At 65.0% G+C, this 12,675-nt stretch carries 10 protein-coding genes; 6 read left to right on the plus strand and 4 right to left on the minus strand.

Features of this window, described 5'->3' with window-relative positions:
* Nucleotides 1-167: 167 nt before the first annotated feature.
* On the minus strand, nt 168-2,162 hold the full coding sequence (gene acs / locus CCX87_RS11725; protein WP_087746522.1) for an acetate--CoA ligase: 1,995 nt from the start codon (nt 2,160-2,162) through the stop codon (nt 168-170).
* 141 nt (nt 2,163-2,303) lie between these two features.
* On the opposite strand from acs, the gene CCX87_RS11730 reads away from it, so the two are divergent.
* The 4 genes from CCX87_RS11730 (at nt 2,304) to proX (ending at nt 7,107) form a co-directional block, all read left to right on the plus strand.
* A complete protein-coding gene (locus CCX87_RS11730; RefSeq protein WP_087746524.1) occupies nt 2,304-2,903 on the plus strand; it encodes a TIGR00645 family protein in 600 nt (199 codons plus the stop codon).
* Nucleotides 2,904-3,503: 600 nt separating this feature from the next.
* Nucleotides 3,504-4,760, plus strand: coding sequence for a glycine betaine/L-proline ABC transporter ATP-binding protein ProV (proV, locus tag CCX87_RS11735; RefSeq protein ID WP_087746527.1), 1,257 nt, complete (start codon nt 3,504-3,506; stop codon nt 4,758-4,760).
* Nucleotides 4,757-6,010, plus strand: coding sequence for a glycine betaine/L-proline ABC transporter permease ProW (gene proW / locus CCX87_RS11740; protein ID WP_087746529.1), 1,254 nt, complete (start codon nt 4,757-4,759; stop codon nt 6,008-6,010). The genes proV and proW overlap by 4 nt, the downstream gene beginning before the upstream one ends.
* An 80-nt stretch (nt 6,011-6,090) precedes the next feature.
* Nucleotides 6,091-7,107 carry a glycine betaine/L-proline ABC transporter substrate-binding protein ProX gene (proX, locus tag CCX87_RS11745; RefSeq protein WP_087746532.1) on the plus strand — a complete coding sequence of 339 codons (1,017 nt, stop codon included), beginning with the start codon at nt 6,091-6,093 and terminating at the stop codon, nt 7,105-7,107.
* Nucleotides 7,108-7,238: 131 nt separating this feature from the next.
* Here proX and fumC read toward each other — a convergent pair whose 3' ends face one another.
* Entirely contained in the window at nt 7,239-8,648 is a 1,410-nt protein-coding gene (fumC, locus tag CCX87_RS11750) for a class II fumarate hydratase (RefSeq protein WP_087748305.1), read from the minus strand.
* A 195-nt stretch (nt 8,649-8,843) separates the two neighbouring features.
* Here fumC and CCX87_RS11755 point away from each other — a divergent pair, with 195 nt between their 5' ends.
* Nucleotides 8,844-10,412: a fumarate hydratase gene (locus tag CCX87_RS11755; RefSeq protein ID WP_087746533.1), complete on the plus strand. Its 1,569-nt coding sequence runs from the start codon at nt 8,844-8,846 to the stop codon at nt 10,410-10,412.
* A gap of 106 nt (nt 10,413-10,518) precedes the next feature.
* Nucleotides 10,519-11,379 (plus strand): glutamate racemase, encoded by an 861-nt coding sequence (murI, locus tag CCX87_RS11760; RefSeq protein ID WP_087746535.1) that lies wholly within the window; start codon nt 10,519-10,521, stop codon nt 11,377-11,379.
* A gap of 62 nt (nt 11,380-11,441) precedes the next feature.
* Here the strand turns inward: murI and CCX87_RS11765 are convergent, their stop codons facing one another.
* The gene (locus CCX87_RS11765) at nt 11,442-11,960 is read right to left on the minus strand and encodes a M48 metallopeptidase family protein (RefSeq protein WP_087748306.1); all 519 of its coding nucleotides are present in this window, start codon (nt 11,958-11,960) and stop codon (nt 11,442-11,444) included.
* A gap of 79 nt (nt 11,961-12,039) precedes the next feature.
* Nucleotides 12,040-12,675, minus strand: coding sequence for a DUF6806 family protein (locus tag CCX87_RS11770; protein ID WP_087746536.1), 636 nt, complete (start codon nt 12,673-12,675; stop codon nt 12,040-12,042).

Genomic DNA, 12,675 nt, shown 5'->3' on the forward strand with positions numbered 1-12,675 from the left:
GCGCGCTGGCGCCTTTCGGCGCCTTCTGGATCAGTTGGTCTGCCGGCTTCGATGATGAGCGGTGAACGAGCGACGAGGATTTTGTGGCCACATCACATCGCTGCGCGATATGAGTGTCCACAAATCCCGCAAGCGCTGCGCGCTGGCGCCTTTCGGCGCCTTCTGGATCAGTTGGTCTGCGACAACTGATCCAGAATTGCGGGATTTTCCAGCGTGCTGGTGTCCTGCGTGATGGCTTCGCCCTTGGCGATGCTGCGCAGCAGGCGGCGCATGATCTTGCCGCTGCGGGTCTTGGGCAGGTTGTCGCCAAAGCGGATGTCCTTGGGCTTGGCAATGGGGCCGATTTCCTTGGCCACCCAGTTGCGCAACTCGTTGGCGATCTGCTTGGCTTCCTCGCCCGTGGGGCGCGAGCGCTTGAGCACCACGAAGGCGCAAATCGCCTCGCCGGTCAGATCGTCCGGGCGGCCCACCACGGCGGCCTCGGCCACCAGGTCGGTCTTGGAGACCAGCGCCGATTCGATTTCCATCGTGCCCATGCGGTGGCCCGAGACGTTGAGCACGTCGTCGATGCGGCCCGTGATGCGGAAATAACCGCGGTCGGCGCTGCGCACGGCGCCATCGCCCGCCAGGTAGTAGCCCTTGAGTTCTTCGGGGAAATAGCTCTTCTTGAAGCGCTCGGGGTCGTTCCAGATGGTGCGGATCATGCTGGGCCAGGGGCGTTTGATGACCAAAATACCGCCCGCGCCATTGGCCACGTCGTTCCCCGTTTCGTCCACGATGGCAGCGGTGATGCCGGGCAGTGGCAGCGTGCAGCTGCCGGGCACCAGCGGCGTGGCGCCGGGCAGCGGCGTGATGACGTGGCCGCCGGTTTCGGTTTGCCAGAAGGTGTCCACGATGGGGCAACGCTCGCCACCCACATGTTTGTAGTACCACATCCAGGCTTCTGGGTTGATGGGCTCGCCCACGCTGCCCAGGATGCGCAGGCTCGACAGATCGGAGCGCGCGGGGTGCACCGCCGCATCGCCCTCAGCCGCCTTGATGAGCGAGCGGATGGCGGTGGGGGCGGTGTAGAAAATGGAGCACTTGTGGCGCTCGATCATCTGCCAGAAGCGCCCGGCGTTCGGGAACGTGGGGATGCCCTCAAAGATGATCTGCGTGGCGCCCGCGGCCAGCGGGCCGTAGGTGACATAGGTGTGGCCCGTGATCCAGCCGATGTCGGCCGTGCACCAGAAGATGTCGTCGGCGCGCAGGTCGAACGTCCAGTCCATGGTGAGCTTGGCCCACAGCAGGTAGCCGCCCGTGCTGTGCTGTACGCCCTTGGGTTTGCCGGTGGAGCCCGAGGTGTAGAGGATGAACAGCGGGTGCTCGGCGCCCACGGCCACGGGCGGGCAGTCGGTGCTCTGTCCGGCCAGCGCCTGGGCGAAGGTCTTGTCGCGCCCCGCGACCATGTTGCACGCCGTGGGAGTGCGCTCGTACACAAACACGTTGCGCAGGGTGTCGCAACCGCCCGTGGCCAGCGCTTCGTCAATGATGGCCTTGAGCGGCAACTCCTTGCCGCCGCGCATCTGGTAGTTGGCCGTGATGATGGCCACGGCACCCGCATCCATCACACGCTCGTGCACCGCCTTGGCGCTGAAGCCGCCAAACACCACGCTGTGCGTGGCGCCAATGCGCGCACAGGCCTGCATGGCAATGACGCCCTCGATCGTCATGGGCATGTAGATCAGCACGCGGTCGCCCTTTTCCACCCCGTGGGCCTTGAGGGCGTTGGCAAACTGGCTCACGCGGGCCAGCAGTTCCTTGTAGGTGATGCGGGTCACCGCGCCGTCGTCGGCCTCGAAAATGATGGCCGTCTTGTTTTCGGTGGGGGTGCCGATGTGGCGGTCCAGGCAGTTGGCCGATGCGTTGAGTTCGCCGTCGGCAAACCACTGGAAGAACGGCGCATTCGATTCATCCAGCGTGCGGGTGAAGGGCTTGGTCCACTGCAGGTTCTCGCGCGCCAGGCGGGCCCAGAAGCCTTCGAAATCCTTGTCGGCCTCGGCACACAGCGCCTCGTAACCGGCCATGCCCGAAATGCGGGCGGCTTTGACCACGGCATCCGAGGGCGGGAATACGCGGTTTTCAACCAGCACGGACTCGATAGAGGAATGGGGCGAACTCATGGTGTTGTCTCCTGGGTCTGATGGAACTGGGCGGTACTGTCTGCCACCCCACTTACAAGCCACTGACGGGCATTCAGCTGACAGCATGTTCATACGCGCGCCCTAAAATCCGGCGTCTTTCCATTTCCTGCACAGTTCTTCATGTCCACCCCAACGCCCAAAGCCCCGTCTCCCCTGCGCCCCCTGCCCGCGCTGATCTTTGCCAGCCGCTGGCTGCAGTTGCCGCTTTACCTCGGGTTGATTGCGGCGCAGGCCGTGTATGTGTGGCATTTTCTGCTGGAGCTGTCGCACCTGGTCGAGGCCGTGTTTGGCAACCAGGCAGCGCTGCAGGCCCTGGTGACCAGCATCGGCTACAAGCCCGAGGTGCAGATCACCTCGCTGAACGAAACCGTGATCATGCTGGTCGTGCTGGCGCTGATCGACGTGGTGATGATTTCCAACCTGCTCATCATGGTGATCGTGGGCGGCTATGAAACCTTTGTGAGCCGGCTGGGCCTGGACGACCACCCCGACCAGCCCGAGTGGCTGGGGCATGTGAATGCCTCGGTGCTGAAGGTGAAACTGGGCCTATCGATCATCGGCATCAGCTCCATCCACCTGCTCAAGACCTTCATCAACGCCGCCAATTACGACGTGAAGGTGCTGATGTGGCAGACCATCATCCATGTGGTCTTTCTGGGCAGCGCACTGGCCATTGCCTACACCGACAAGTTGCTCAGCAGCGGCCACGACAAGCATTGAGCCGTGATTTTTAGCGAAATTGGCTGCTAGCGCTTATAGGTAAAGCGCTAGCAGCTATTTTTTTGATAGCAATTGTACTTTGGGGTAAAAGCACCACCTGCCCTGCGGCGGCATCGGGTGGCGGCGCATCGATGCCACATGCCACGCCCGTACGCCCGCTCGCGCCTATACGCCATTTCGAATAACCAGTGTTTTGACTCAAAAACACTTAATTCATATACTTCGAGGCTGATTCACAACCTGCAACGCAGGTAATTCTTCCCACCCGGGATGAAATGTCTCACTGGCGTGGCCCTTGCGGTCGCTCCAGCCCGCCGAAGTTTCGGCCCTGATGCCCCGCCACCGCGCCTGCGCCCGGTGGCAGCCGTGGTCCAAGCGCCCTCCCCCGAGGTCTGCTGGAACACACCCCAGGCCCTTGCGCACCACCTTGCGTGCCATTCGGGCCAGCCTGGCATTGCCAAGGTTCTTCTGTCTCGTGCCGACCTGTGCTGATCGCAGCCAGGCCCGGCCGCCGCATCAGGGTTGCGCTTGGGTTTCGAACCTGTCCGCCCATGGCGGGCAAGGCTGTGTTCCACCCATTCAACGAGGAGATCCACCAGCGTGGCCAAAAAAATCACCATCGACCATGTGTTCAAAGTCTTCGGCGATGCACCGCACAAGGCCCTGGAACTTGTCCGCCAGGGCTGCAGCAAGCAGGAAATTTTGGAGCGCACCGGCCACTCCATCGGCGTTTTCGACGCCACTTTCACCATCGAAGCGGGTGAAATTTTCGTGGTCATGGGCCTGTCGGGATCGGGAAAATCCACGCTGGTGCGCCTGCTCAACCTATTGATCGAGCCCACCGCCGGCCGCATTCTGGTGGACGGCACCGACATCAGCAGCCTGACCAGCGGGCAATTGCGCGCACTGCGGCGCAAGGACATCAGCATGGTGTTCCAGTCCTTCGCGCTGATGCCGCACATGAACGTGCTCGACAACACCGCCCTGGGGCTGGAGCTGGCGGGCGTGGGCCGGGCCGAGCGCCAGGCGCAGGCCGCACTGGCGCTGGAGCAGGTGGGCCTGGCCAGCTGGGGCACCAGCTATCCCGACGAGCTCTCGGGCGGCATGCAGCAGCGCGTGGGCCTGGCGCGCGCGCTGGCGTCCGATCCGTCCATCCTGCTCATGGACGAGGCGTTCTCGGCGCTCGACCCCATCATCCGCACCGAAATGCAAAGCGAGCTGCTGCGCCTGCAGCAGGTCAGGCGGCGCACCATCGTCTTCATCTCGCACGACCTGGACGAGGCCATGCGCATCGGCGACCGCATCGCCATCATGAAAGACGGCCAGGTGGTGCAGGTGGGCACGCCCGACGACATCCTGCGCAACCCGGCCAACGACTATGTGCGCAGCTTTGTGCGCGGCGTGGATGCAGCGGCCGTGTTCAAGGCCGGCGACATTGCGCGCGAGCGCTTCACGGTGGTGTCCGAGCACAGTGACCGCGGCTCGCGCGCCGCGCTCAAGCAGCTGGAAGACCAGGACCGCGACTTTGCCTATGTGGTCAGCCCCACGCAGCGCTACCTGGGCACCGTGTCGGCCGATTCGCTGCGCACCGCGCTCGACGGCCATGTCGGGCCGCTGGGCCTGCAACACGCCTTCTTGCCCGGCGTGGAGGCGATTGACGCCGACATGCCCGTGGCCGGCCTGTTTGGCCAGGTCGCGCAGGCGCCCTGCGCCCTGCCGGTGGTGGGGCCGCAAGGCCAGTTTCAGGGCGCCATCAGCAAAACCACCCTGTTGAAATTTCTGGACCGCGACACACCGCCGGTTCCGCCCTCCCCACCGCCCGTGGAAACCACGGCCCATGAAAGGAGCTTCGCATGAACGATGCACTGCCCACCTACGAGCCCACCGTGCTGCCAGCGCCAGCCGACACCGATCCATGGGCGACGGCCAGCGAATCCGGCCCGGCCGTGACACCCTGGGATTTGCCCGCGGCGGCGCCCGATGCACCCAGCACCGCAGCCCCCGCCGATGCCGTGGACCCCTGGGGCGCCGCCACCGCTGGCAGTGGTGCCAGCGACAGCGCCGACAGCTGGCTGGATGCACCGGCACAGGCCGCAGCCACCGACCTGGCCGGCACCGACGCCACGCCCACCGGCTGGCAAATCCAGCAGTTGTGGGATGGCTCTTTGCCCATCGAGTCGTGGATCAACGAGGGCCTGGGCTGGCTGGTGCAGAACTTTCGCCCCTTCTTTCAGACCGTGCGCGCGCCGATTGACGGCACGCTGACCTGGGTGGAAAGCCTGCTCACCAGCATGCCCACACTGGCCATGGTGGCGCTGCTGGGCCTGCTGGCGTGGCAGTTTGCGGGCCGCGCCGTCGCCATGGGCGCCGTGGCCGCGCTGCTGGTGGTGGCCATGCTGGGCATCTGGTCCGAGGCCATGGTCACGCTTTCGCTGGTGCTGACGTCGCTGGCGTTCTGCATCGTTATCGGTCTGCCGCTGGGCATTGTGCTGGCGGCCAGCGACCGCGCCCAGCGCTGGATGCGCCCGTTTCTCGATGCGATGCAGACCACGCCGGCCTTCGTTTACCTCGTGCCGGTGGTGATGCTGTTCGGCATTGGCAACGTACCGGGCGTCATCGTGACCATCGTGTTCGCGCTGCCGCCGCTGGTGCGGCTGACCAACCTGGGGCTGCGCCAGGTGCGCCCCGACCTGATCGAAGCCGCACGGGCCTATGGCGCATCGCCCTGGCAACTGCTGGTCAAGGTGCAGCTGCCGCTGGCAATGCCTTCCATCATGGCGGGCGTCAACCAGGCGCTAATGCTGTCGCTGTCGATGGTGGTGATCGCCTCGATGATCGCCGTGGGTGGGCTGGGCCAGATGGTGCTGCGCGGCATTGGCCGCCTGGACATGGGCCTGGCCACCGTGGGCGGACTGGGCATTGTGCTGCTGGCCGTCACGCTGGACCGCATCACCCAGGCCATGGGCCGGCCGCGCCGGGGCGTGCGCCATTGGTGGCAGACCGGCCCGGTGGGCCTGGCCTGGCGCCTGCTGCGCCGCGGCACCACGGCGCCCGCAGCTTCGGCGGCAACCGAAGCCCCAGCCCCGTTGGCGCCAGCCCGCCGCTAATCGGCTGTCCGGCTGCCGGGCCTGGCCCGCAAAGCCCATTCATTGATTTTTCTGCCCCCGCACACAAGGAGTCCGCAGCCATGCCAAGCCACCCGCATTTCGCCCACGCCGCCAAGACCGCCCTCGCCACCAGCCTGCTGGCCTTTGGCCTGGCCGGCGCCGCCCATGCGCAAAACCTGCCCGGCAAGGGCGTGAGCGCGCAGCCCCTCAAGAGCTCGCTCGCCGAAGAGGCCTTCCAGACCCTGCTGGTTGCGCGCGCCCTGGAAAAACTGGGCTATGACGTCAAGCCCATGAAAGACCTGGAGCCCGCCACCGAGCACCTGGCCATTGCCAACGGCGACGCCACTTTCATGGCCACGCACTGGAACCTGCTGCACGCCGATTTCTACAAGAACAGCGGCGGCGACGCCAAGCTCTACCGCAAGGGCGTGTACTCCGGCAATGCCGCCCAGGGCTACCTGATCGACAAGAAGACCGCCGAGCGTTACCAGATCACCAACCTGGCCCAGCTCAAGGCCCCCCAGTTGGCCAAGCTGTTTGACACCGACGGCGACGGCAAGGCCGACCTGACCGGCTGCAACCCCGGCTGGGGCTGCGAACTGGCCATCGAACGCCACCTCGAGGGCTATCAGCTGGGTGGCTCCATCACCCACAAGCAAGGCAGCTACGCCGCGCTGATCGCCGACACCATCGCCCGTTTCAAGCAAGGGCAGCCCGTCCTGTACTACACCTGGACGCCCTACTGGGTGAGCGCCGTGCTGCGCCCTGGTGCCGATGTGGTCTGGCTGGAGGTGCCCGATTCCCCCACGGCCGCAGCGCAGGACGACACCCGCCTACCCAATGGCAAGAACTACGGTTTCAAGGTGAACCAGCAGCACATCGTGGCCAACAAGGCCTTTGCCGACCAGAACCCGGCGGCAGCCCGGTTGTTTGAGGTGATGCAGCTGCCGGTGGCCGACATCAACGCCCAGAACCTGCGCATGAGCCGGGGCGAAAACAAAGCCAGCGACATCGCACGCCACACCGATGGCTGGATCAAGGCGCACCAGAAGACTTTTGACGGCTGGATCGCCCAGGCCCTTGCCGCGGCGAAGTAGCGCTTCGATCCACATAACAACCGACTCAAACGCACTGTTCACGTCGGCTTGAAGCTATTTTTTACATAGCAAAATGATCCCGTACCGTAGGGCCGCCGGCATGCGATGCGACGTGCACTGGTGGGTGTCAGCTATCGACCCACCATGTCTTGCGGCACCACCCACGCATCAAACTGCTCGGCCGTGACATGGCCCGAGGCAATGGCCGCGTCGCGCAGGCTGCTGCCTTCGGTATGCGCCTTCTTGGCGATCTGCGCGGCCTTGTCGTAGCCGATGTGCGGGTTCAGCGCCGTCACCAGCATCAGCGAACGCTCCACCAGCTCGGCCATGCGCGCGCGGTGGGGCTCGATGCCCTGGGCGCAATGGTGGTCGAAACTGGCCATGCCGTCGGCCAGCAGGCGCACGCTCTGCAAAAAGTTGTGGATCACCATGGGGCGGAACACATTCAGCTCGAAGTTGCCCGAAGCCCCGCCGATGTTGATGGCCACATCGTTGCCCATCACCTGCGCGCACAGCATGGTCAGCGCCTCGCACTGCGTGGGGTTGACCTTGCCGGGCATGATGGACGAACCTGGCTCGTTCTCGGGGATGGTGATCTCGCCCAGCCCGCTGCGCGGGCCGCTGGCCAGCCAGCGCACATCGTTGGCAATCTTCATCAGGCTGGCTGCCAGGGTCTTGAGCGCGCCGTGGGCATGCACCAGCGCATCACAGCTGGCCAGGGCCTCGAACTTGTTGGGGGCGGTGACCAGGGGCAGGCCCGTCAGGTCGGCCAGCTCGCGCGCCACTGCGGCGGCATAGCCGGCGGGCGCATTGAGCCCCGTTCCCACGGCGGTGCCGCCCAGCGCCAGCTCACACAAATGCGGCAGCGCGGCGCGCACATGCTGCTCGCCATGCTGCAGCTGCGCCACCCAGCCTGATATCTCTTGGCCCAAGGTGAGCGGCGTAGCGTCCTGCAGATGGGTGCGACCAATCTTGACAATGCCGTCAAACGCCGCCGCCTTGGCCGCCAGCGTGGCGCGCAGCTGCTGCAAGGCGGGCAGCAGCCGGTGCGTCAGCGCATCCACCGCCGCCAGGTGCATGGCCGTGGGGAAAACATCGTTGCTCGACTGGCTCTTGTTCACATCGTCGTTGGGGTGCACCAGGCGCGCCTGCCCGCGCGGGCCACCCAGCAACTCGCTGGCGCGGTTGGCCAGCACCTCGTTCATGTTCATGTTGGTCTGCGTGCCCGAGCCGGTCTGCCACACCACCAGGGGGAACTCCTGCTGGTGGCCGCCCGCGATCACCTCATCGGCCGCCGCCACGATGGCCGTGGTCTTGGCGGTGTCGAGCAGTTCCTGCGCGTTGTTCACATAAGCGCTGGCGCGCTTGACCTGGGCCAGGGCGCGAATCAGCTCGGGCGCCATGCGCTCGCCCGAGATATCAAAATGCTGCAGCGACCGCTGGGTCTGCGCGCCCCACAGGCGCTGGGCGGGCACGTCGATGGGGCCGAAAGTGTCTTTTTCGGTGCGGACTGCGGTCGCGTCAGGTCGGGATGTCGTCACGGTTGTGCCTTGCCGCTCGGTGAGCGAATGGGATGAAGGGATCGGAACACCAGGGCGCAGCATACCCACGGAACGCCAAGCTGTGCCACCCGTCACGCGATGGCCCGCAGCCTTCCATCAACCCCAGACAGCGCCGCGCAAGCCCGCAGGGGGATAATTCGGGGTTCGCGATTTTCCCCACTGACCCCACCTGCCATGACCACGACCTCCATTCGCCAAGCCGACCTGATCGAGTCCATCGCCGCCGCGTTGCAGTACATCAGCTACTACCACCCCACCGACTACATCGCCCATCTGGCCCGCGCCTACGAGCGCGAGCAAAGCCCCGCGGCCAAGGATGCGATTGCGCAAATTTTGACCAACAGCAAGATGAGCGCCACCGGCCAGCGCCCCATCTGCCAGGACACCGGCATCGTCAACGTGTTCCTGAAAGTGGGCATGGACGTGCGCTGGGAAGGCTTCACCGGCAGCCTGGACGACGCCATCAACGAAGGCGTGCGCCGTGGCTACAACCACCCCGACAACACCCTGCGCGCCAGCGTGGTGGCCGACCCGCAATTCGACCGCAAGAACACCAAGGACAACACCCCCGCCGTGATCTTCACCGAGATCGTGCCCGGCAACACCGTGGACATCACCGTGGCGGCCAAGGGCGGCGGCTCCGAGAACAAATCCAAGATGTACATGCTCAACCCCAGCGACAACGTGGTGGACTGGGTGCTGAAAACCGTGCCCACCATGGGCGCTGGCTGGTGCCCGCCCGGCATGCTGGGCATTGGCATCGGTGGCACGGCAGAAAAGGCCGTGCTCATGGCCAAGGAAAGCCTGATGGACGACCTGGACATGTACGAGCTGCAGGCCAAGGCCGAAGCCGCCAAGACCGGCGGCCCCGCGCTCGACAAGGTCGAAGCCCTGCGCCTGGAACTGTTTGAAAAGGTCAACGCCCTGGGCATTGGCGCGCAAGGCCTGGGCGGCCTGACCACGGTGCTCGATGTGAAGATCAAGATGTACCCCACGCATGCGGCCAGCAAGCCGATTGCCATGATCCCCAACTGCGCAGCCACGCGCCATGCGCACTTCGTGATGGATGGCTCGGGCCCCGTTTACCTCACGCCGCCCAGCCTGGACCTGTGGCCCAACGTCAACTGGACGCCCGACTACAACAAGAGCAAGAAGGTCAACCTCGACACGCTCACCAAGGAAGAAGTCGCCAGCTGGAAGCCCGGCGACACCCTGCTGCTCAACGGCAAGATGCTGACGGGCCGCGATGCCGCGCACAAGCGCATCCAGGACATGCTGGTCAAGGGCGAGAAGCTGCCGGTGGACTTCACCAACCGCGTGATCTATTACGTGGGTCCGGTCGATCCCGTGCGTGACGAGGCCGTGGGCCCCGCCGGCCCGACCACCGCCACGCGCATGGACAAGTTCACCGACATGATGCTGGAGAAAACCGGCCTGATCGCCATGATCGGCAAGGCCGAGCGCGGCCCCGTGGCCATCGAGTCCATCAAGAACCACAAAAGCGCTTACCTGATGGCCGTGGGCGGCGCCGCCTATTTGGTCAGCAAGGCCATCAAGACCGCCAAGGTGGTGGGCTTTGAAGACCTGGGCATGGAAGCCATCTACGAATTCGACGTGGTGGACATGCCCGTCACCGTGGCCGTGGATTCGGGCGGCACCAGCGCCCACATCACCGGCCCGGCCGAATGGCAAAAGCGCATCGCCACGGGCGAATTCAAGGGCATCGAAGTCGCAGCGGCCTGATGTCGCCGGGCATGGCGGCGCGCTTCAATAGCGCATGCAAGGGCTCCATCCGCGCCCAGCGGGTGGCCCGCCGCCCTGCCCCCTTTTTCTTATCCGCCCTGACACCATGAACCGTGCTGCGCAACCCATTGGCGTTTTCGACAGTGGCATCGGGGGCCTGAGCGTGCTGCAGGCGCTGCGGGCCGAGTTGCCCCACGAGCGCTTTGTTTATCTGGCCGACAGCGGCAACGCGCCCTATGGCGACGCGCGTGGCGACGCTTTTGTGAGTGCGCGCACGCACGCCATCACGCGCTACCTGCGCGCGCAGCACCACATCAAGGCGCTGGTGGTGGCCTGCAACACGGCCACGGCCGCCGCCATCCATGAAGTGCGCAGCAGCCAGCCCGACCTGCCGGCGGTGGGCGTGGAGCCCGCCCTCAAGCCGGCCGCCGCGCTGAGCCAGACCGGGCGCGTCGGCGTCATCGGCACGCGCGGCACGCTGACGAGCGACAAATTCTCCCGGCTGCTGGCCTCGCTGGCCGGGCAGGCCGAGTTCATAGTCCAGCCCTGCGATGGCCTGGCCCGCGCGATTGAAAACAGCACGGCGCAGCCCTTGCCCGCCGATCCTTTTGCTACAGAAACAAGAGCACTTTGCGCACGCTACATCAGCGCCATGGGCCCATTTGGCACCGAATCGGGTCAGATCGACACGCTGGTGCTGGGCTGCACACACTATGTGTTTGTGGCCGACGAACTGCGCGCATTGGTCGGCCCGCAGGTGCGGCTGATCGAAACCGGCGAGCCGGTGGCACGGCAGACGCGGCGTTTGCTGCACAAGGATGCGCTGCTGGCTCCGGGGGATGAAGGCGCCGATGCGCACGCATCCGTCCGCCTGCTCACCACGGGGGCGCTCGGGCCCCTGCAGGCGGCGGCACAGCGCTGGCTGCAGCTGCCACCCGACTGCTGTGGCACCGTCGCCATACCCTGAATTCAGATCAAATCAGGCTGTAGCGCTTACTGGTAAAGCGCAAGCAGCTATTGAATCAATAGCTATTCCGCCGCCCACAAACGCTCGCCGGCATGCTCGAGGTGCGTGAGATACAGCCGCACATCGAACTCGTACTGGTGGTATTGCGGCTCCATGTGCTCGCACAGCTTGTAGAACGCCTTGTCGTGGTCTTTTTCGCGCAAATGGGCCAGTTCGTGCACCACGATCATGCGCAAAAACTCGTCCGGAACCTGCTTGAACATGGCGGCCACGCGGATCTCGTGCTTGGCCGCCAGACGATTGCCCTGGACGCGCGACACCGAGGTATGCAAGCCCAGCGCATGGCGCACCACATGGATCTTGCTGTCAAAAACAACCTTGTTCACCGTGCCTGCGTTGCGCAAATGGCGCGACTTGAGTTCCGCAGCGTAGTCATACAGTGCCTTGTCGCTGCGCACCGCGTGCGACTGGGGATATTTGCGCAGCAGCACCGCGCCCAGCTGCCCCTCGCCCAGCAGCTGCCGGGCCTGGTCTTGCAGCGATTCAGGGTAGGTGCGCAGGTAAGGCAGATCGGTTTTCATGCAATCACCGGCAAAGACTGCTCGGTGCAGCACGCGGGGAGCAACCCCGTGGCGCACCGCAGCCGCTGAATCTGCGTTCTCAGTGAAGGTGTCGCGGCCGGCGCCCGCCGCCGTGGCCACCACCCGAGCCGCCTGGCCCGCCCGATCCGCGGGGAGGCTTGCCAATTTCCAGCGAATTGACCAGGGCGTCGAAACGCTGCGTGAACAGCTTGTCGATCTCGGCCACCACGCCGCCCAGCTCGGCGCCGTCAAAGTGGCGCTCCATCATGTTCACGACATCCTGCACCAGCAAGTCGCGCTGCACCTGCATGATGGCCGCTGGCGTGGGGCCCACGAACAGCATCACGAAGTCGTCGCGCGACTCGGTGCCATCGTCTTCCTCATCCTCGTCGAAATCGGCGTCATAAAACGTCACCTCAATGGCGGCGCCCAGTTCGGCCAGTTCGTTGAGGCTCATGCACATCTCGTCGAGCGATTGGCGAAAATCTTCATCGCCCCGCACCGTCCAGCACATCTGCAGCAGATGCTCTTGCGCGTCGAACTTGATGCCGGGCTCTTCCTCGTAGGCGCTCACCGCACCATCGGCCAGCGAGCGGGCTCCGGCGTATTTCCAAAGGGGTTTGAGCGCCTCCTGGAGCTGGTCAAAACTGGCGTCGGCGCGCAACTGGACCTGTCCGTGGACGTGGATTTCAAAGGGAGCGTTGTAACTTGACAT

It is taken from the genome of Acidovorax sp. T1, assembly GCF_002176815.1.
Taxonomy (GTDB): domain Bacteria; phylum Pseudomonadota; class Gammaproteobacteria; order Burkholderiales; family Burkholderiaceae_C; genus Acidovorax.